Origin of the sequence: Dyadobacter sp. NIV53 (assembly GCF_019711195.1) — a bacterium.
Taxonomy (GTDB): Bacteria; Bacteroidota; Bacteroidia; order Cytophagales; family Spirosomataceae; genus Dyadobacter.
In genome coordinates this window covers 4942853-4964882 of the sequence record NZ_CP081299.1, presented here as the reverse complement: position 1 = coordinate 4964882, position 22030 = coordinate 4942853, and the positions used below count along the sequence as shown (strand labels likewise).

17 protein-coding genes and 1 pseudogene are annotated in these 22030 nt (G+C 39.4%); 11 read left to right on the top strand and 7 right to left on the bottom strand.

The annotated features are described in order from the left end of the window. Positions 1 to 4 precede the first annotated feature (4 nt). The 3 genes from KZC02_RS20400 to KZC02_RS20390 all read left to right on the top strand — a co-directional run bounded on the left by KZC02_RS20400 (position 5) and on the right by KZC02_RS20390 (position 4371). Positions 5 to 2269, top strand: coding sequence for a TonB-dependent receptor (locus KZC02_RS20400; protein ID WP_221390386.1), 2265 nt, complete (start codon positions 5 to 7; stop codon positions 2267 to 2269). A 33-nt stretch (positions 2270 to 2302) separates the two neighbouring features. Beyond that, on the top strand, positions 2303 to 3697 hold the full coding sequence (locus KZC02_RS20395) for an HmuY family protein (RefSeq protein ID WP_221390385.1): 1395 nt from the start codon (positions 2303 to 2305) through the stop codon (positions 3695 to 3697). Positions 3698 to 3774: 77 nt separating this feature from the next. Further along, positions 3775 to 4371, top strand: coding sequence for an HmuY family protein (locus tag KZC02_RS20390; RefSeq protein ID WP_221390384.1), 597 nt, complete (start codon positions 3775 to 3777; stop codon positions 4369 to 4371). Positions 4372 to 4584: 213 nt separating this feature from the next. Here KZC02_RS20390 and KZC02_RS20385 read toward each other — a convergent pair whose 3' ends face one another. From KZC02_RS20385 to KZC02_RS20375, 3 genes are all read right to left on the bottom strand, one after another. Next, positions 4585 to 5175 carry a GNAT family N-acetyltransferase gene (locus KZC02_RS20385; RefSeq protein WP_221390383.1) on the bottom strand — a complete coding sequence of 197 codons (591 nt, stop codon included), beginning with the start codon at positions 5173 to 5175 and terminating at the stop codon, positions 4585 to 4587. 138 nt (positions 5176 to 5313) lie between these two features. Next, positions 5314 to 7431: a carboxy terminal-processing peptidase gene (locus KZC02_RS20380; RefSeq protein ID WP_221390382.1), complete on the bottom strand. Its 2118-nt coding sequence runs from the start codon at positions 7429 to 7431 to the stop codon at positions 5314 to 5316. A gap of 12 nt (positions 7432 to 7443) precedes the next feature. Then, positions 7444 to 8223 (bottom strand): FKBP-type peptidyl-prolyl cis-trans isomerase, encoded by a 780-nt coding sequence (locus KZC02_RS20375; protein ID WP_221390381.1) that lies wholly within the window; start codon positions 8221 to 8223, stop codon positions 7444 to 7446. 288 nt (positions 8224 to 8511) lie between these two features. On the opposite strand from KZC02_RS20375, the gene atpA reads away from it, so the two are divergent. From atpA to KZC02_RS20340, 7 genes are all read left to right on the top strand, one after another. Next, on the top strand, positions 8512 to 10086 hold the full coding sequence (atpA, locus tag KZC02_RS20370; protein WP_221390380.1) for a F0F1 ATP synthase subunit alpha: 1575 nt from the start codon (positions 8512 to 8514) through the stop codon (positions 10084 to 10086). Positions 10087 to 10186: 100 nt separating this feature from the next. Further along, positions 10187 to 11071 (top strand): ATP synthase F1 subunit gamma, encoded by an 885-nt coding sequence (gene atpG / locus KZC02_RS20365; RefSeq protein WP_221390379.1) that lies wholly within the window; start codon positions 10187 to 10189, stop codon positions 11069 to 11071. A gap of 191 nt (positions 11072 to 11262) precedes the next feature. Then, complete coding sequence (locus tag KZC02_RS20360; RefSeq protein WP_221390378.1) at positions 11263 to 11994, top strand: outer membrane lipoprotein-sorting protein; 732 nt, start codon at positions 11263 to 11265, stop codon at positions 11992 to 11994. A gap of 159 nt (positions 11995 to 12153) precedes the next feature. Then, entirely contained in the window at positions 12154 to 12681 is a 528-nt protein-coding gene (locus KZC02_RS20355) for a YceI family protein (protein WP_221390377.1), read from the top strand. A 167-nt stretch (positions 12682 to 12848) separates the two neighbouring features. After that, positions 12849 to 13844: a mevalonate kinase gene (locus KZC02_RS20350; RefSeq protein WP_221390376.1), complete on the top strand. Its 996-nt coding sequence runs from the start codon at positions 12849 to 12851 to the stop codon at positions 13842 to 13844. A gap of 214 nt (positions 13845 to 14058) precedes the next feature. After that, positions 14059 to 14925 carry a UTP--glucose-1-phosphate uridylyltransferase GalU gene (gene galU, locus KZC02_RS20345; RefSeq protein WP_221390375.1) on the top strand — a complete coding sequence of 289 codons (867 nt, stop codon included), beginning with the start codon at positions 14059 to 14061 and terminating at the stop codon, positions 14923 to 14925. A 90-nt stretch (positions 14926 to 15015) separates the two neighbouring features. Next, positions 15016 to 15705 carry an SDR family NAD(P)-dependent oxidoreductase gene (locus KZC02_RS20340; protein ID WP_221390374.1) on the top strand — a complete coding sequence of 230 codons (690 nt, stop codon included), beginning with the start codon at positions 15016 to 15018 and terminating at the stop codon, positions 15703 to 15705. Positions 15706 to 15724: 19 nt separating this feature from the next. Here the strand turns inward: KZC02_RS20340 and KZC02_RS20335 are convergent, their stop codons facing one another. The 4 genes from KZC02_RS20335 to KZC02_RS20320 all read right to left on the bottom strand — a co-directional run bounded on the left by KZC02_RS20335 (position 15725) and on the right by KZC02_RS20320 (position 18231). Continuing rightward, positions 15725 to 17029: a hemolysin family protein gene (locus tag KZC02_RS20335; protein WP_221390373.1), complete on the bottom strand. Its 1305-nt coding sequence runs from the start codon at positions 17027 to 17029 to the stop codon at positions 15725 to 15727. Between the two features lie 171 nt (positions 17030 to 17200). Further along, a complete protein-coding gene (locus KZC02_RS20330) occupies positions 17201 to 17446 on the bottom strand; it encodes a DUF1456 family protein (RefSeq protein ID WP_221390372.1) in 246 nt (81 codons plus the stop codon). Between the two features lie 124 nt (positions 17447 to 17570). Beyond that, positions 17571 to 17819 carry a hypothetical protein gene (locus tag KZC02_RS20325; RefSeq protein WP_221390371.1) on the bottom strand — a complete coding sequence of 83 codons (249 nt, stop codon included), beginning with the start codon at positions 17817 to 17819 and terminating at the stop codon, positions 17571 to 17573. A 49-nt stretch (positions 17820 to 17868) separates the two neighbouring features. Continuing rightward, positions 17869 to 18231 (bottom strand): hypothetical protein, encoded by a 363-nt coding sequence (locus KZC02_RS20320; RefSeq protein ID WP_221390370.1) that lies wholly within the window; start codon positions 18229 to 18231, stop codon positions 17869 to 17871. Positions 18232 to 18619: 388 nt separating this feature from the next. Here KZC02_RS20320 and KZC02_RS20315 point away from each other — a divergent pair. Next, a pseudogene (locus tag KZC02_RS20315) lies at positions 18620 to 21926 on the top strand (HEAT repeat domain-containing protein). Positions 21927 to 22030: the final 104 nt, after the last annotated feature.

Genomic DNA, 22030 nt, shown 5'->3' with positions numbered 1-22030 from the left:
CCTGATGAAATCTATTGTTACACTCATCTGGATTCTTATTTTGCTTGGCTCACAAAAAATAGCGGCACAGAACGGCGAAATAAGGGGACAGATTTTAGCGCAGGACAGCAAGGCATTTGAAGGCGCAAATATTACATTGAAAGGCACGAAATACGGAAATACTACAAATTCAGAAGGGAAATTTCATTTAAAAGCACCGGAAGGATTGTATACATTGATCATAAGTGTTTTGGGGAATGCAAAAAAAGAAGTGTCGGTAACAATAAATGCCGGCAAAACGACCATCCTTGAAAATATACAACTTCAGGAAACAGGAATCTCGCTGGAAGACGCTGTCGTTACCGGTCAGTTTGGGAAACAATCCATTCGTAATTCTGTGTATCAGGTAAGGACGATTGACAGCGAACGTATCCGGCTCCGAGGTGCAACCAGCATACAAACCGTACTTAATACAGAATTGGGCATACGCTTTTCAAATGATCCTACACTGGGTACAACAGATATTCAGTTAATGGGCATGACTGGCCAAAGCGTAAAAATATTACTGGATGGTGTTCCCATGGTCGACCGCGGTGCAACGCGTGAAAGTTTAGGGCAAATTGATATCAATACAATTGAACGCATAGAGATCGTAGAAGGCCCTATGTCGGTAATTTATGGAACTGATGCACTGGCTGGTGTAATTAATATCATTACTAAAAAAGGAGACGGAAGCGACAATCTTACAGTTTCAGCGCGCATTCAGGAAGAGACTGTCAGTGATGAATATAATGCATTTACTAAAAAAGGATCCCATAATGAGAATGTTGGTGTAACCTGGCAAAAGAATGGATTTCAGCTTTTTGGAAATGTTACCCGAAATAATTTTGGCGGATGGCAGGGAGATTCCACGGGCAGGTTAAAAGCCTGGATGCCCAAAGAACAAATGCTTTACAGCGGTGGGTTGGGATATAGAAAAGAAAAATGGAATGCATGGTACCGCTTCAACGGAACAGATGAAACCATTAAATATCTTGGAAATATCAATTTGCTGAAAACAGCCGGAGACAAAGATTATATCACGAAACGTTTGTTTCACCAGGCTCAGGGAGAATACCAGATCAGTGATAAATTGGGGTTTACAGGCGCGCTTTCCTATACCGATTACAGCCGAAAAACACTTAGTACCAATATAGATTTTAATACAGGAAAACGTACACTTTCGCTTGATGCTGGCGCACAGGATAAATCCGTGTTTACAACTCTATTTTTCAGGGGAACTGCACTTTATAAAGTTTCTCCGAATGTGACTTTGCTGCCAGGAATTGAAATTAACAATAACCATAGCACGGGACAGCGTATTTTGGGTTCGCCAACTATTAATGAATATGCATTTTTCGTTTCCTCAGAGCTAAAATTAACGCCAGCCATTAAGCTAAGTCCGGGCTTGCGTTTCATTAAAAACTCGGTCTATGATGCTCCTCCGGCGATCCCGTCCGTCAATGCTAAAATTACTCTCAATAAATCCCTCGACTTTCGGATGGGTTATGCACGGGGTTTCCGTTCACCGGCATTACGTGAATTATATTTTAACTTTCATGATGCATCGCACTCCATTAATGGCAACGTCAATCTGAAAGCGGAGTATTCAAATAGTTTCAATGCTTTTCTCGTATGGCACGCTTTACAGCAATCTTCTCTTAAAATCACTTCAACACTGGGAGGGTTTTATAATATATTTCATGATCGGATTGATACAGGTTTTGATCCGACAAATCCTACTCAAACCACTTATCTGAATATCAGTTTGTTTAAAACGACCGGATTCAGTCTGGATAATAAATTTTACTGGAAAAACTTACAGGCAACGCTCGGAGCAACTTACATCGGAACTTACAATGAAATTCTTGAAGATGCAGAAGATGTAGCATCATTGCCTGAATTTGTCTGGTCGCCTGAAATAAATGCCAATATCATTTACACTTTCCCAAAAATTGGTACGAGTATCAATCTGTTTTACAAATTTACGGGTAAAAAACCTGCCTACGCTATAATCAATTCAACACCCGTCACAGCAAGCCTGAGACAAATCAGCAGTTACAATATGGCTGATCTTACTGTTACCAAAACCGTCGGAAAATATATCAATCTGATTGGCGGGGCAAAAAATCTTTTCAACCTTACCTCTATAAGAAACACCACAATAGGTTCTGGACATGATGCAAGCGGACCAGGTTTCAATGGCCGTTCCTATTTTTTCGGTGTGAATATCAACTGGTCTAAAAAATAAAAAAATTACCCGTTTCCATTAAATCAAACAATTATGAACAAGTTAATTAAACCTTTACTCGTCTTTGCATTTCTAGGAATATTCAGTGCCTGCTCGGATGACGAACCGCCATTACCAGATAATCTGGCTGCATTTGAATCCACTGCACAAGGTTTTGACGGAGAGCAGGCTGAAGTAAAAATCACATTGAGCAGAGCAGCAGAAACCTCTATCCCGATCACTGTTTCGCTCACACCTACTCTACTAACGTATGACACGCAATTTACTACTGAACCAGCCGCTACCAATAACAGCATAGCTTTAATAGTTCCTGCCGGAGCAACCGGAGTTTCTTTTAAAATAAATAAAAAAACAGGTGTTCTTTTGAATGGAGACGAAAGCATTCAATTTAAAATAGCTTCTGTAACAGCACCCGTACTCATTGGTACCAACACAGAGCTAAAATTAAGTTTCAAAGCTATTATTTCAGATGGGACAAGTATCCAATTAAACGGAATTGCCGGAAGTGAAGCTGGTTCAAGTGCTGCAAATTCTGTATTTCTGGATTTAAGTGCAAATACGCAAACACCTGTACTTCGCGATAGCTGGGATTTAGGCTTTAACAGTGGTACTGATTTCAGAGTAATTATCAATACTACGAATGGTGCTTCGGCAATAGAAATTAACAAATCTGATCTCAACGCAGTATCCGCCACCGATATAGACCTTACCAAACTTGCATTGGGACAGGGACAAGGTACACTTGCGCTATCGGACGGCATAACAGGTAATCTTTCAGAAACGCTGATAAAGGAAATCTCAGCAACGGATACAGACAACAAAGTGTATATAGTTAACCGTAAAGGTGGTTCAGCAACAGTATTGCCAGTTGAACAGATATACAAAATTCGTATAGTTCGTAAAGGGACAGGCTACACGTTACAATACGCACTACTGAATGATACAACATTCAAATCAATTGATATTACAAAAGATCCGGCATACAATTTCCAGTTTGTTTCACTTGTGACAGGCGCTGCCGTTAATGTTCAACCTGCACAAGCACGTTGGGATATTGTATGGGGATATAGCATGTACTTTACTTCCACAGGAACAGAAAATATTCCTTACGGATTTTCTGACCTTGTTTTCATCAATCATTTGGCTGGTGTAACTGCAGCGGAAATATTAACAACAACAGCAACATACGATGCTTTTGCTGAAAGCAACATTGCAGCAGTTACATTTACTGCGGATCGTGATCTGATAGGTTCAAAATGGAGAGTAACATCAGGTGGCACAGTTGGTGTAAAAACGGATCGTTTTTATGTGATTAAAGATTCTGCCGGGAATGTTTACAAACTTCGGTTCCTGAGCTTCCATGCGAGTGATGGCGGAGAAAGAGGCAAACCAAAACTGGAATACAAACTGGTTAAAAAAGGAGTTTAATTTTCAATTATTTTAAGTCAGGAAGAACATGGTAAAAACTTGTCTTCCTGACTTTTTAAATTTCAAAGACGTAAAAAATGCTTATATCAATATTACTTCCTGTTTTGACTCTGTTAAATCCGGTCATTTCAAAGCCATCTTTCGGCCTGAAAAATATATCTGATCCTGTAACTGTATATACCCCTTTTGCATCCGAAATTATTGTCATAAAAGATCTGAATGCAAATACAAAACCTTACGCTTATTTCAGTCTTGAAACGGGTAAAGACGTAACAGCCGACGAAGCCAAAACGACAAAATGGGACCTGGCATTCAGTAAAACTACCATTGCAGTAAATGGAGGTACAAGCGGGCCAGGCCAGGGAGCAGCGCAGGTATTGGAACAGCCATTTGAAATGATTAAAAATGCACCGAAAGACGGCTATAAAATGGATGGAGAAGCTGGAAATGCTATTCCCGGAGGCAGTGGAAATTCATGGTATAAATACGACATGAGTGTTCATGCTATTTTACCAATTGTTGGCAGGACTATTGTTGTGAAAACGGCAGAAGGGAAATTTGCCAAAATTGAGATTATCAGTTATTATAAAGGTGCGCCGGAAGATGTGCCAACAGAAGAATCAAGCTATTTTACTTTCAGGTATGTTCTTGCAGATGAGAATGGTAAGTTTTGATGTAGTTCAGACTTTCCAGGACCAGGCGTCCATGTCTAGGCGTCCCCGACTAGGCGTCCCCGACTAGGCGTCCCCGACTAGGCGTCCCCGACTAGGCGTCCCCGACTAGGCGTCCCCGACTAGGCGTCCCCGACTAGGCGTCCCCGACTAGGCGTCCCCGACTAGGCGTCCCCGACTTAAAAACTTGGAAAGCCTTAGTTTATGCTCCAATCACTACTTTTCTAAAATCTCTTTCAGGTTTTTCAAACTACCTTCTACCAACTCCACAGTAGCATCCACCAGTTTTTTCACAACAGTACTTTTTTGAGTTGAATAGCTGAATTTATATTTAACTTCAGTAAAATCATTAATAGTTGCAATGTTATCCATGCCAGCTTTTTCCAGGACACGGATAGAAGCGGCATTTTCAACATTCACAAAAGCAATTACCCTTTTTGCATTGAGGGTATCCCGGGCAAAAGAAATTAAATCCTTGGCTATTGCAGTCGCAATTCCCCGGCCCCAATACTCCTCCATAATTCGATAGCCAATTTCAATTTCATTCCATATTTTATCCAGTTTGACTGCGCCGATCAATTCGCCGGTGAAACGTTCTTCTATGAAATATCTGCCAAAATAATTATCGCTTTTATTTTCAATCAAAAATTCCCGGAACATTTTATCAGATTCTTCCCGTGATAGCGCATGGCCTGTCACGAACTTCATTACATTTTCATTACGGCACAAACTATAATATTTATCCTGGTCACCATCAATCATTTTGGTGAGGATAAAGCGTGCGGTTTGTATTGTAAATGTTCTCATTCCCGAATATACATTCTGTTTTTTATAAACTAAAAATAATTTTCTGAAAGAATTACCAGTCATTCTACAAAATGTACAAGTAAAAAGCGCGAAGTAGATGATCTACCCCGCGCCTTAATCTTTAAAACAAATATCAAATTATTTTTTCTTAGCTCCTGCCAGGCTTGGCTCCTTAGAAATTACAATCAGATCCGCCAGCATGCGCCCGGTTTCTGTTATGTAAATATCCTTTTTCTTCTTTACTTCTTTTGGAGTTGCGGTGGTTTTAGTATCCAGTTCATCCTCGTCCTCATCTCCTTCTTCACCTAACTGTTTCAATGCAGCTCTTTTCTTCTCAGCATCAGCACGTTCCACTTTACGTATCGACTCCTGTAAAGAAACAATTTTGTTCTCACGTGCTTTTTTAAATTCATCCAGCGTTTTTACTAAAGATTTCAATTCTTCGTCTGTTTTAAGACGCTGATTGTATTTATCATGCAACTGAGAAATTACTTTATCATTAACATGCGTTGTTAACTCATATTTTGATGAAGCAATCTGATCCCATGGCAAAGCACTTGGCTGTGAACCTTCACCATATTCATTGATTTTGAACGCTGTTGGTAGTTCCATATCCGGCATTACACCTTTTAGCTGTGTACTGCTACCATTGATCCGGTAAAATTTAGCAACTGTCAGTTTCACCTGTCCTAGCTGATCCGTTTCTTTTGGTGCCCACTGGTTCAGGTCAATCAAGGTTTGTACCGTTCCTTTACCGTAAGTTTGCTCACCTACAATAATTCCGCGTTTGTAATCCTGGATTGCCGCCGCAAAAATTTCAGAAGCAGAGGCACTGAACCTGTTAACCAATACGGCCATTGGACCATCATAAGCGATAGTAGGATCATTATCCGATTGAACTTCTACTTCGCCCGGGCCTTCTTTTACCTGAACAACCGGCCCTCTGTTAATGAATAAACCAGTCAGCGAAACAGCTTCTGTTAGTGATCCACCGCCATTATTACGTAAGTCGATTACAATACCGTCAACATTTTCAGCCTGCAGTTCAGTAATTATTTTTTGTACATCACGGGTTGTGCTCGAAAATTCTTTTTCTTTATGCTGTGCACCCTCAAAATCACGGTAGAACATTGGGATATCAATTACACCAATTTTGTAATCCTTCTTACCAGAATTAATTGATACAATTTCCTTTTTTGCACGTTGGTCTTCCAGTTTGATTTTTTCCCGGACTAATCTATATTCTTTTGGAGTACTGCCCGAAAGTGCGTCAGCAGAAACGATCTGTAATCTCACAACAGTTGATTTTGGACCCTTTATCAATTTAACAGCGTCACTCACAAACCAGCCGACAATGTCCACCATTTTACCTTCATCACCCTGGGCAACGGCTACTATCTTATCCTCTTTTTTGAGTTGTTTTCCCTTAAAGGCAGGCCCACCCGGAATAATATCTTTAATTACAATGTAGTTATCCTGTTCCCCAAGTGCTGCTCCGATTCCTTCCAGAGACTGGCTCATTTCCTGTTTAAACAAACCAGCATCAGTTGGTGCGAAGTAACTTGTATGCGGATCCATAGATTCAGCATAAGCATTCATAAACATTTGGAAAACCTGTTCAGTACGGATACGTCCCAATGCACGGTCCCTGTTTTTATAACGGTCGCGCAATGTAGAAACAACAGCAGTATCAGCTTTTCCGGCAAGTTTAAGGTCCAATGCCTCACTTTTTAAATACTTCCTCCAGGTATCATCCAGCTCAGCTGTACTTTTCGCCCAAGGTGCCTTTTCACGATCTGTATTAATTGATTCATCCACAGAATAATCGAATGGCTTACCATCTTTCAAAAGTGTCTGAATGTAGTCACTGCGTTCTTTATAACGTTTTCTGAAAACATTATAAATATTGAAAGGAACATCAAGTTCCCGGTTCTGTAAATAATCATCAAACGATAATTTGTACTTCTCAAATTCCGCAAGATCCGAAGCCAGATAATACAAATGGCCATGGTCTATACCATCAATATATTTATCATAAATCGCAGCAGACAATGAATCATTGAGCTTTAATTTACGATAATGATAACTTGATAAAATACGCGTGGTTAGTTCCTCAGCCTTTTGTTGTGCAGGAATTGGCTTGATGTCTTCTTCTAACGAGGTAGGTGTAACAGCGACCGTTTCTTTTTCCTGAACGGGACCACGTTGCCAACCTAGCAATATAACCGGAATAAGAGTAATTAAGTACTTTTTCATCGTTCACTTTTCCTATTTAACTATTTCCAATAATTCAACCTCAAACACCAAAGCCGAATAAGCCGGGATCTGAGGGCCTGCTGCCCGTTCGCCATACGCAAGCTGATACGGAATAAATAATTTCCATTTTGAACCTACCGGCATTAACTGAAGTGCTTCTGTCCATCCTTTAATAACTCCATTAACCGGAAATTCAATTGGTTCGCCACGGTCAACTGAACTGTCAAAAATCGTTCCATTGATTAATGTACCATGGTAATGTGTCTTAACTTTATCTGTTGCAGTCGGCTTTGGACCATCGCCTGCCTTTATAATTTCATATTGCAGGCCACTTTCTGTGGTTACAACACCCGTTTTTTTCTTGTTTTCTTCCAGGAATTTCTCCCCTTCTTCTCTTACAACAGCACCATTTTTTTCGTCAATCTTCTGTTTTTCTCCCATTATTTTTTGAAAATAATTTCCTATAAATTTATTTGCTTCCTCAGCAGAGAAAGTAGTTTTACCACCTTTAAGAGAAGTATTAATGGTTTTGGTAAGTATTTCTGAATTAATATTGCTTATACCCTGAGAAGAAAGAGAATTCGAAAAACTTACTCCTATTGCAGCGGATAAAGAGTCCATCTCATTTTTTAATAAAACAGGTGTAACAGCTGTTTTTGTGGCACTTACCGGAGCTTTTTTAACAGTACGAACAGCTGCGGCAGGTTTTTTAGTTGTCTGTGCAATACTTTGTGATGTTGTGAAAATTCCGCATATTACAACAGCTAAAATGGTTTTTTCTAATTTGTACATTCTACTTAAAAGATGGTAAGTAAATTTAATTATTGATCTGTAATTTTTATTAACGAACTCAATTACAACAAAAACACAATTAGTACCTAAAAAAGTTTTAAAAACGTTCGGAATGAATGATGAGCGGTCAATTATTTAAGCAAAAGCACAGGAAATACATAAACTTGGAAAAATCTAATTTCATCTTATTGTTTTTGGATTAAACATTCTTTTTTTACCGAAATTAGCCCTACCTTTGCGGCTGATTTCAATATCTTACTACTATACTCTAAATAAGTCAATTATACTATGGTATCTGTTAGACCGGATGAAGTTTCGGCCATCCTGCGTGAACAACTTGCAGGCGCTAAATCTGAAGCGGAACTCGAAGAAGTAGGAACAGTCCTTCAGGTTGGTGATGGTGTTGCCCGTATTTACGGCCTTTCTCAAGTTCAGGCAGGTGAGCTGCTTGTATTTGATAACGGCTTAAAGGCGCTCGCTCTCAACCTTGAGGAAGACAACGTCGGAGCAGTTTTGCTTGGTGATTCCAGTGAAATAAAAGAAGGGGACACCGTGAAGCGTACAAAAGAAATCGCTTCTGTAAAAGTTGGTGAAGGGATTATCGGCCGTGTTGTAAATACACTGGCAGAACCTATCGACGGAAACGGCCCTATACAAGGAAAGTTGTACGAAATGCCACTGGAGCGTAAAGCACCCGGTGTTATTTTCCGTCAGCCTGTTACGGAGCCTCTTCAGACAGGAATTAAAGCGATTGATGCAATGATACCTATCGGACGCGGACAACGTGAGCTGATCATTGGTGACCGCCAGACTGGAAAAACTGCTGTTGCCATTGATACTATCATCAATCAAAGGGAATACTTTGAAAAAGGTGAACCTGTATTCTGTATCTATGTAGCCTGCGGACAAAAAGCTTCTACCATTAAAGGTATTGAAGCAACTCTTCGTCGTTATGGTGCAATGGATTACACGGTAATTGTTGCGGCAGGAGCATCTGATCCTTCTCCAATGCAGTTTTATGCTCCATTTACAGGTGCAGCGATTGGTGAATATTTCCGTGATACAGGTCGTCCGGCATTGGTTGTTTATGATGACCTTTCAAAACAAGCGGTTTCTTACCGTGAAGTTTCTTTGCTATTACGTCGTCCTCCCGGCCGTGAGGCATATCCGGGTGATGTGTTTTATCTGCACAGCCGTTTATTGGAACGTGCAGCGAAGATTATCAATGACGATGGCATTGCAGCTAATATGAATGACCTTCCGCCTTCGTTGAAAGATATCGTAAAAGGTGGTGGTTCTTTAACTGCTCTTCCTATTATTGAAACCCAGGCTGGTGACGTTTCTGCTTATATTCCTACCAACGTAATTTCGATTACCGACGGACAGATATTCTTGGAATCTAACTTGTTTAACTCTGGTATCCGTCCTGCGATCAACGTAGGTATTTCGGTATCCCGTGTAGGTGGTAATGCTCAGATCAAGTCAATGAAGAAAGTTTCAGGAACACTGAAACTTGATCAGGCTCAATTCCGTGAACTTGAAGCTTTTGCTAAATTCGGTTCAGATCTGGATGCGGCTACCAAACTTGCTATTGACCGCGGACGCCGCAATCAGGAGGTTTTGAAACAACCTCAGTATGCTCCTGTTCCTATTGAAATGCAGGTTGCTACGGTATATGCGTCGACAAAAGGTTTGCTGGATAAAGTACCTGTTGAAAAAGTGAAAGAATTCGATACTGAATTTCTGACAATTCTTTCAGTACAGTATAAAGATACTTTGGCCTCTCTTCGTGCGGGTAAGCTGGATAACAGTGTAACCGACGTCATTGATAAAGTAGCAAGAGAAATAGCAGCAAAATATTAAGCTAATCATTATTAGTTAAAAGTTCAAAGTTCAGGGTATAGCTACACTTTGAACTCTAAACTTTTAACTTAAAGACTATAATTACAGACTTCCTTAAAGAATGGCAAGTTTAAAAGAAGTACGTAACCGGATCGTATCGGTTAATTCTACTCAGCAAATTACGAAGGCCATGAAAATGGTGGCCGCTGCAAAATTGCGCAGAGCCCAGGATAACATTATCCAGATGCGTCCCTATGCCCAAAAGCTTGGTGACATGCTATCGACTGTATCCGCAGGAACAGAAAATTCATCCGACAGCCCGTTAAAAACGGTTCGTGCAATTGAAAAAGTATTGATCGTCGTAATAACTTCCGATCGTGGATTATGCGGCGCTTTTAATACTAATATAGTAAAAGCTACTTTATTGCTTATCCAGGAAAAATATTCCCAGCAAGCTGAAAAAGGCAATGTTGAGATATTCGCAATTGGGAAAAAAGGTGCGGAAGCATTTGTACGCAGAGGTTTTAAAGTGAATACTGAATTCACCAATTTATTTACCCGGTTAAGTTTTGTTGTGGCCAAACAAGCTGCTGAAATCATCATGAAAGATTTCTCAGAAGGCCGCTACGATGCTGTTGACCTGGTATTTAATGAATTCAAAAATGTAGCTACTCAAATTATACATACGGATCAATATCTTCCGATTATTTCTGATTCAACGGTAAAAAAAACCAAAACGTCAGAAGTTAACTATATTTTTGAACCGACTGAGGAAGAGATTCTGGCTGAGTTAATTCCAAAATCGTTGAAAATACAACTATACAGGTCTGTTCTTGAATCGAATGCATCAGAGCAGGGCGCGCGTATGACAGCTATGGAGAAAGCAACTGAAAATGCCCAGGAGCTTTTGAAAGCACTGAAACTGGTTTATAACCGTACACGTCAGGCTGCTATTACAACAGAAATTCTTGAAATTGTTGGTGGAGCAGAAGCTTTGAAAAACTAATTTAAAGGTTTGTAACAGGGAGTTCAAAGTTTACAATATAAACAAGAGCTTGAAAAAAACATTGCAGATAGAAATGAAGCGGACAGAATTATTTCTGTCCGCTTTTTTTATGACTTTATTAATATGATGTAGCTTAGTTTGAAAAATTAAAATTTAAATCCATAGTTTTACCTATCAAAAAATAAACTGATATGCGCCATTACAAATATTTTAAACTACTGGTTATCATTCTTATCGCCGGATTTGTGAATGTATCTTATGCACAATCATTAGACGATATCGTAGCAAAACACATTACGGCCATGGGTGGAGCAGATAAACTTTCAAAGCTGAAAAGTGTGAAAATTTCTGCTAATATGGAAGTGATGAATATGGAAATGCCGGTAACAACTACAATTGTACAGGACAAAGGTTTCAGGACAGAAACCACGGCACAGGGAATGACGATCGTACAGGCTGTGAATGGAAATACAGGATGGATGATCAATCCAATGGCCGGACAGGATAAAGCTACGGCATTGCCGGAAGATGTTGTGAAGACTATGGTTTCACAAACTGATCTTACCGGCTTATACAACTACAAACAAAAAGGATACACATTAGCTCTGGAAGGTGAACAGGATATTGCCGGTGCTAAAACATATAAAGTCGTGATGACTTTAAAAAATGGTATCAGGCAGGAAAATTACATATCAAAAGATACGTTCTATATTCTGAAAATAGTTGCAACAGTTCCTATGAATGGCCAAGACATAAAAACGGAAAGTTTACAATCCGATTTTAAACAGATTGACGGAATAACATTTCCATTCTCCTCGGAGGTAACAACTACTGCGATGCCAGGTATGTCTATGGTCAACAAGATCGCATCCGTTGAGATCAACCCTAAAATTGACGATAGTATTTTTGATATGCCGAATTAATGGAGTTCAAAGTTTCAAGCTTTGAACGTCATCAATAAAAAATTGGCTTCTTAAAATCTCAATCAAATATGATTGAGATTTTTTTTATAAAAATGAAACCATTTTTATAAATTACATGTATATACATTAAATGTAAATACATAAAATTTTAAAACTGATATGGCAACTACAAAATGGGTCATTGACCCAACACATTCCGAAGTTCAATTTAAAGTTAAACATCTTGTAATTTCAACTGTAACGGGTTCATTCAAAACTTTTGAAGGATCAGCTGAAACAGAAACAGAAGATTTCGACGGCGCCAAAATAACATTCGCTGCTGATACAACGAGCATTGATACCAACCAGGCACAACGTGATGAGCATTTGAGATCGGCTGAATTTTTTGATTCTGAAAAATTCCCTAAGCTTTCATTTACTGGTACTTCGGTTAAAACTGATGATGATACTTACACACTAAAAGGTGATCTTACTGTAAAAGATGTTACCAAACCTTTTGAATTTAAAGCGGAATATGGCGGTAATATGACTGATTTCTATGGCCAGAATAAATCGGGTTTTGAAGTTACAGGTAAAATTAACCGTAAAGAATTTGGCCTGACGTGGAGCGCAGTTACCGAAGCAGGTGGTGTTGTAGTGGGCGACGATGTAAAAATCATTGCTAATATCCAGTTGATAAAACAATAATATAAATCCGATATATTGTTAAAAGCAGAACCCGAAGTGGCAACATTTCGGGTTCTGCTTTTTTTATTCCCGGTTACTGAACTTTCGATTTCGTAATTTCTAAATTCAGGGGCAAAAGTGGAATCTGTCGTCAATTTGTTATTAGATTTGACAAAAAAAACTTCACTTTGATAATTGAAACAAGAGCTTATGCCCGCGCCGGGTTATTAGGCAATCCTTCCGATGGTTTTTATGGGAAAACGATATCTATTTCTGTTAGAAATTTCGGTGCTTCCATTTCTTTATACGAATCTCCTGAACTACATATTGACCCGCAAACACAGGATGAAAGCACATTCCGGAGTATTTTCCATCTCCGTGATTCTGTAAGTATGCTTGGTTATAATGGCGGAATACCATTAATTAAAGCGGGTATCAAAAAGTTTGGAGATTATTGTGAAGAAAATAATATCAAACTGCCAAACAGAAACTTCACTGTACGGTACAGGTCTTCCATTCCACGCCAGGTTGGCATGTCAGGATCGAGTGCGATTGTAGTCGCATTATTCCGGGCACTGATGCAGTTTTATAAAGTAGAAATTCCAATCGAATATCTTCCGCAACTTGTAATGGTGACTGAAACCGAGGAACTCGGAATTACGGCTGGTTTACAGGACAGGGTTATCCAGTGTTACGAAGGGTGTGTTTACATGGATTTTGACCAGAAACTAATCCAGGATCAGGGTTATGGTAAATATGAAAAAATAAATCCTGCCTTACTTCCTAAATTATACGTTGCCTATAATACCAATCTTAGCAAAGTCTCTGGCAAAGTTCACAGCGATGTGAGAACCCGTTATGACCGCGGTGAAAAAGACATAATTGACACATTGGCGGCCATTGCGCAAAAAGCAGAAGACGGGCAAAAAGCATTACTGGAAGGCCGCCCGGAAGATCTGCATCAATTAATGAATGAGAATTTTGACCTGAGATGTAAGATATATAATGTTCCTGAATCGAATAAAAAACTGATCAATGCAGCGAGAGCTTGTGGCGCATCAGCTAAATTTGCGGGTTCAGGAGGCACGATTATAGGAATTTATCATGGGGATGATATGCTCAATAAGTTATTTGTCGAGCTGAAAAAGCATAATGCGAGGGTGATTAAGCCGTTTATTGTGTAAGCCGTCGGCAATCGGCTTTCAGCAATCAGTTCTTAATTCGATGTCAATTTATTGAGATAAGCAACATTATTTTACTGTCAAATAAAAAATTCAAACAAGGGTTAAACGCTTTTACTTAGGACTGCAAAGCCAAAGCCCGATAATTAATTCATTCACATTGCTAAAGGACCCGTTGGTATGAAAGCCGACAGCCGATAGCTGATAGCCAAAACTTATGATTCGTAAAGCTGTTATACCTGCTGCCGGACTTGGAACCCGATTTCTGCCAGCGACCAAATCAATGCCAAAGGAAATGCTGCCGATTATAGACATTCCCACTATTCAATATGTAGTACAGGAAGCAGTGGACTCCGGTATTGAAGATATATTAATTATTTCAGGAAAAGGAAAACGCGCCATTGAGGATCATTTTGACCGTAATGTAGAACTGGAAAGCCGCCTGGAAGAAAAGGAGGATCTGATGTGGTTCAATGAAATGCGTAGACTGGCAGATATGGCCAATGTTCATTTTGTTCGCCAGAAAGAAGCTAATGGATTAGGTGATGCAATTTATTATGCGCGACATCATGTTGGCAATGAACCATTTGCAGTATTGCTGGGCGACACTATTATGGATTCTGTGATTCCGGTTACGCAACAGTTGATGGATGCCTACGAACAATATGGCGGTTCTATTATTGCAGTTGAAGAAGTACCTGCCAATAAAGTAAACCGCTATGGAATTGTAGGTGGGACTACATTAAGCGATACAATTATGGAGCTGACAACGCTTATTGAAAAACCAGCAATTGATCTGGCACCTTCCAACTTAGCCATAGCAGGTCGTTATATTTTGACCCCGGAAATTTTCAGGACCATTGAACAAACGCCAAAAGGAAAAAACAATGAGATCCAGCTTACTGATGCAATGCTTCTCTTACTAAAACGTGAAAATATTTTTTCACACCGCATTGAAGGAAAACGTCATGACATTGGTGATAAACTGGATTATCTTAAAACAACAGTTGAATTTGCATTGAAAAGGAAGGAATTTGCAGAACCATTTAGAAAATTCCTTATAGAACTTCTGGCGGCTAATTAAAACATTGAATTAATAAAAAATTGTTATTTTAGAGTTGTCATTTTTTTAAATTGACAACTCTTTTTTTAGAACAGGTTTAATCTCAAACACATGCAGGAAAACATCATTATCACCGGTGCATCAGGAAATCTGGGAAAAGATGTTGTACAAAAACTTTCAGGTCTTGGCTACCGTTTGTTTGTAACAACCGGTTCTCACAGCACTGATATTTTCAATGAATTTCCTGATGTATATGCCCAAATTGTTGATTTAACGGATAAAGATGCTGCTTCGGTTTTCATAGCTGATACAATAAAATATACCGGTTCTGTTCAGGCCGGTATATTTTTAGTAGGAGGTTATGCACCAGGAAAGATTGCAGAAACTGATGCAGCGGATATTGAAAAGATGATTCAGCTTAATTTTTTCACTGCTTTTCACCTGGTAAAACCACTCATGGCACAATTTAAATTACAAGGCGGAGGCCAGTTTGTGTTTATTGGCGCAAGGCCGGCTTTAGTTGCCAAACAAGGTGCAGGAAATTTCGCTTATGCCTTATCAAAATCGATGCTATTTCAAATGGCAGAAATGATCAATGCTGAGGGTGAATCACAAAATATTACAGCGACGGTAATTGTGCCCAGCACCATAGATACGCCTGCAAACCGGAATGAAATGCCGGAAGCTGATTTTACTACATGGATTCCGACAACAGATATTGCAGAAGGAATTGCTTTTGTATTAAGCAAAACAGGTAAAAAAATGAGGCAAACCGTAATTAAACTTTATAATCAGGCTTGAAATTATGAGCACTTTTATCTTAAACGACTTCCTTATTATCTAATGAAATAATTTTCACCTGCGTAATTGTACTGCGCTGCTTTTTCAAAACAATGAATTCATAATGTTTCGTTTTAAGTTTTTCACCAACTGCGGGAATCCGGCCAAATTTCCAGATCAGATAACCAGCCAGAGTTTCATAGTCTCCTTCTGTGGAAATATCGTGAGGTAATTTGTCGTTAACATCTGTAATGGAAGCTGATCCGAGTACGGTGTAAGTGTTATCATGTTCATCTTTTACAATCGGCACTTCGTTATCATATTCATCCTGAATTTCGCCAACCAGTTCTTCCAGAATATCTTCCATTGTAATAATTCCATCAACACCGCCATATTCATCAATAATCACGGCCATTTGCTGACGGTTTACCTGAAAATCCCTCAATAAGGCACCGATAGGTTTAGACTCGTGAACGGTTGAAATAGGCCTGATTAATTCCTGCAACACAATTTCATTTCCTTTTCGCATCTGAAGAAGCAAGTCCTTTAAATGTAATACACCCACAATCTGGTCCAGGGTATCTTCATAAACCGGAATTCTTGAATAACCTTCTTCAATGATTTTTTCAAGTTTGGTTTCATTAAAATCATTGATATCAATTCCAATCACTTGCGGGCGCGGAATCATTACCTGCTTAACAAGACGTTCAGAAAAGTTAAATGCATTTTTTATCAGATCGTAATCAGCTGCTTCAATCATGCCGCTTTCCTTTTGCTGATGCACCAGATAACGCAATTCATCGCTGCTATGTACTTCGCTTCCATGTGTGGGTGTGATGCCAACACCTTTTAAAATGAAAGTTGCAATACCATTCAACAACCATACAACCGGCTTGAAAACCAGGTAAAAGCCATGTAAAGGATATGATAAAAATAAAGTTGTGGCCTCAGGACGCTGGATTGCTATTGACTTTGGAGCAAGCTCACCAAAAACAATGTGAAGTACAGTAATAATAGCAAATGCAGCCGGTAAAGCAATCTGATGCGCAAGTTCGGGTTCAAGGCTAATACCTACCAATTCCATTCCGCTTATCAGGATTTTGGAAACAACCGGCTCCCCTATCCAACCCAAACCCAAACTAGCCAATGTAATCCCAAACTGGGTAGCAGCAAGATATCCATCCAGGTTCCCTACAATTTTTTTTGATAAAATAGCCATTGCATTGCCGTCCTGTGCTTTTTGTTCGAGCTGTGACGCTCTGATCTTTACAATGGCAAATTCGGCAGCAACAAAAAAACCGTTAAGAAAGACAAGTACTAATGTAATTATAACCTGGGTTATCATTTGATTTTGGTATGAAACTAAACTGATTTATATTAGGTGGTAGGCCATAAAGCTAAAAGCAATGGCTAAAACCAAAGATAGATAAAAAAGAAAGATCAGAAAGGTTAAATGCTGTTAAGCTACTGTAAGTGGCTCAATCAGCCTATAAAAACAAGTATAAACGGTAATTGTTTAGTCTTCGTGCGGCTTTGCACCTTCTTCCAGCGGGCCTCTCATATGAATAATAAGGCCATTCAGGAAATTGCGTAGTAACTGGTCTCCGCATGGTTTGTAATTTTCATGCCCTTCTTTGCGAAACAAGGCTCCCAGTTCACTGGCGGTCACTTTAAAATTTACTAAGGCAAGAATTGCTATTATTTCATCATTACGAAGATGGAGCGCTACACGAAGCTTTTTAAGAATATCGTTATTAGTCATATTTTATTTTATTGTCAATTATCCTGCAAGCTGCCAATATCCTGTGAAATTTCAAAAAGTGGATCCAATTTACGTATATCAGAGAAGTCAACTTTTGAAAAGTTGACTTCTCTATTTTTCATATTTAATCAACAGAAACAAAAATATCATAAAAGTATTCTGTTTGCTCCCGATGTATCCGAATAAATTCCTCTCTGCCTCCAAACCATTCCAATACTTCGTCTCTTTGTAAAATTGTTGGTTTAACTGACAATAATGAATTGTAAGAAGACCATGGATATCCCACAAAACTTTTAAGTATTCCATGTTTTACCACATTAGCATGCTGGTAAATAACAATTTGCGTAAAATGTTGTTCATCTTCTATCTTCACTCGTCTGACAGGATTTAAAAACAACGCTCCTGATCGGTCAAACCGTTTGTTATATGCCCATTGCGGATGCAATAAAAAAATCTCTGAATTGAAATTCAACAGCTTCTTCAAAACCGATTTCTTTCTTTATAAATTTTTTCTGGTGTGATTTCTGATCCTTTACGGGTATGTGGTTGATAAAGTCAAATAGCAATTCACTACTAACTGTTTTTACAAGCCAATGAACATGATTATCCAACAATATATAACTATAAGTCTGCAAATACCCGTTGCTATATTCCGCATACTTTTTTAAAAAATAGCGGAGATTTTCATCATTTCTAAACAATAAGACATTACTGATCGCTCGGCAGGTTACATGCATGAATTCATTTTCTGAAAATGATTCAAGATATTTCTCATTGATTGGCATTTTTAATAGTTTGTTGATGAATAGGTTAACAAGATAAAATGAATTTTGAATTAGTCAAACCAATTATTATTAAAAACGATTTGACTAATTAATTACGTTTTATTTAGAAAGAGAGAAGTCAACTTTTAAAAAGTTGACTTCTCTGGTAAACCGCTAATTTTAATTCACAACAGTAAAAATCAGTATTTACAATCTCTTTAAGTTTTTCTCTAGTACATTTAGGATTAAATACACCAAGTTATTATTCTGCGTTAAAAAGTACCTTAATTAAATGACCCCAAAAACCTTTTTCCGAAAACCCGTTATTATTACAGGAATAGTTGCCATTGCGGTAGTATCCTGTATGAAAATGGCCCCTTCCAATACCTCCAAAATTCTTGAATCAGCTATGGTTATTAAGGAAGATGCGGCTGTTGGAAAAGTCAGAGCCAAAGAAATACGTGAGAAAACTGCCATAAAACTTGGAGACGGATTAAAACTGGATCTTTGGGCATCTGATTCCCTGGCTCCTGATCCGGTTGCGATTACAATTGATGATATGGGAAGAGTTTATTTGAACAGGACCAATCGTCAGAAAAATTCAGAATTTGATATCCGCGGACATCGTAACTGGATGACGCAATCCATTGCAATGCAAACTGTTGAAGACCGCCGCGCATTTTTACGCAGTACTTTTGCACCCGAAAAAAGCAAGGAAAATTCTTGGTTAAAAGACCTGAACGGTGATGGTGTGCATGACTGGCATGACTTAGCCGTTGAAAAAGACGAGGTATGGCGACTGGAAGACACTAATAATGATGGGATTGCAGATATTTCTGTACGCGTTTTAAGTGATTTTTTTGAGGAAATATCGGATGTAGCAGGTGGAGTTCTCGTACGTGCTAAAGATGCATTTGTAGCCATTGCTCCTGACCTCTGGAGAATTACCGATACGAATAATGACGGGATTTATGATAAAAAAACATCAATCAGCCATGGTTACGGCGTTCACATTGGCTTTGGCGGTCACGGAATGTCTAATCCGATCAGAAGGGCCAGATGGAAAAATCTACTGGAACATTGGTGACATTGGTGCCAACATTACCGATGCAGAAGGTATAAAACACGAACATCCCAACTCTGGTGTTATAGCAAGATCGAACCCGGATGGCAGCAAATTTGAAATTTTCGCCGACGGGCTTCGTAATACACACGAATTTGTTTTTGATGAATTTGGCAATCTGATCAGTTCGGATAATGATGGTGACCATCCGGGCGAAAGTGAAAGACTTGTACACGTTGTGGAAGGATCTGACGCAGGATGGAGATCCAACTGGCAGTATGGTAAATACACGGATCCAAAGAATAACAGTTATAAAGTATGGATGGATGAAAAACTATATGTACCGCGTTGGGATGGACAGGCTGCGTACATTATTCCTCCTATCCAGAATTTCCATAACGGCCCGACTGGTATGCAGTATAATCCCGGAACTGCTTTGGGTAAGGAATGGAAAAACAAATTTTTTCTGGTTGAATTCGTAGGAAATCCTGCACGTTCGCCGATCTGGTCATTTGGATTAAAATCAAAAGGTGCATCATTTGTACTTGATGGCGAGAAAAATATTCTGAGCGGAATATTACCTACTGGCATCCGTTTCGGGCCGGATGGCGCACTATATGTAGCCGACTGGATCAACGGCTGGGATACTAAAAATTACGGGCGTGTATGGAAACTGGATGTGGCTGATAATAAAAATGACCTGAAAGAATTAAGAATTGAGACCAAACGTTTGATGCAGCTTAATTATACTGTACAAGCTGAGGATATGTTACTGACATTACTTTCAAATCCTGATATGCGGATCAGGCTTAAATCCCAGTTTGAACTGGCTACGAGAGGCGCAAAAGGTGCAGCAGTATTCAGCAAAGCTATCGCACAAACCGGTAACCAACTGGCCAGGATTCATGGCATTTGGGGAATGGGCCAGCTTACCAGGCAGGATAAAGCCTATGGAAATGCATTGCTGGCTCTTTTGAAAGATTCGGATGAAGAAATTACAGCACAGGCTGCCAAAGTATTAGGTGACGAAAAAATAGCAGAAGCAGGCCCTATGCTGATACCTATGTTATCCAGCAAAAACCCGCGTGTACAGTTTTTTGGTGCGCAGGCTTTGGGACGTATTCAGGAAAAAACAGCTGTTGCTCCGTTGCTGGAAATGATCAAAACCAACAATGACACGGATGTTTATCTAAGACACGCCGCCGTATTGGCATTGTCACGGATCGGAGAAGTTGAGCCTATCGCTGCTCTTGCAAATAATCCAAACAAATCGCTTCGTATAGCTGCTGTTCTTGTTTTACGCAGATTGAAGAATGAAAAAGTAAGCTTGTTTTTGCAGGATAAAGACGAATACATTGCAACAGAAGCTGCACGCGCAATTAATGACGACCTGTCCATTCCTGGTGCTTTACCAGCACTTGCTGCTACTTTAAATGAAAAGAGATTCACTTCCGAGCCATTATTAAGACGTGCTATCAATGCGTCTTTAAGAGTAGGCGGAGATCAGCAATTAAATGATTTAGTTTCATTTGCTAAAAGGAAAGATATTGAAAAAGGCGTTCGAGCAGAAGCACTGGCTGCACTCGGAACCTGGGCCAGCCCTTCGGTAATGGACCGTGTGGACGGACGTTACAGAGGTGTGATTGAAAGAAATCCGGCTGTTGTGAAAAACAAAATCCAACCTATTATCAGTGACTTATTGGCTGATGATGATGCCACTATTTTGGTTGCAGCGTCTCAGATGCTTACCAATTTGGGGATGTCGGACAATAATACAGCACTTGCCAAAATTTTGAATGACCATAAAGATCCGAAAGTACGTGCTGCGATGTTAACTGCATTGAACGAACTGAAATATACGGACATGGAGTCGGTTATGAAAAAGGGCATGACTGATGCCGATGCCGATGTACGCACGGCGGCTCTTGGAATGGTAGGAAGTGTGACCATGTCAAAAGAAGCTTTATCCGATATTTCAAAAACAATTTTTGATAAAGGAAGCGTTAAAGAGCAACAGCAGATGTTACGCGTTTTAGGAACTTTACCCGTTGACAAAACAGAAACAATTTTTGTTAACCTGATCGATAAATTGTCTGGGAAACAACTTCCTCAAAGTCTTGCATTAGACCTGGGCGAAGCGGTAGATTCAACGAAGTCAACTTCTTTAATTGCCAAACTGGCTCCTATGCGTTCAAACGGAGAAACTGTTGCTGATTTTCAGGATGCTCTGGTTGGCGGAAATGCGCAATTAGGCCGTCGTTATTTTATGACCAACTCTGCGGCTGAATGTGTTAGATGCCATTCCATTGGCGGACAGGGCGGAGAAGTAGGCCCGAATCTTTCTAATATTGGTAACATACTTTCGCGTGAGCAAATTCTCCAGGCATTGGTAGAACCGAGTGCACGTATCTCTCCGGGATTCGGTATGGTTATGCTTACGTTAAAAGACGGACAAACCGCAGCCGGAATACTTACTGCTGAAAATGATCATGAACTGGTACTTAAAACCTCGGAAGCAGAACCACTGAAAATTCCGGTAGCAAGAATTGCCAAACGTGATAATGTACCATCCAGTATGCCTCCTATGGGAAGTATTATGTCAAAAAGAGAAATCCGCGACGTAGTTGAATTTTTGTCAGGATTGAAAAAATAGAAGCTTTTTGCAAAATTATAAAGTTAGTCCGGGCGGTAGCGTCCGGATTTTTTTTGACCTGATCCTTTCCTGCAGTCTAAATTAGCAATCAATTTTACATCAAA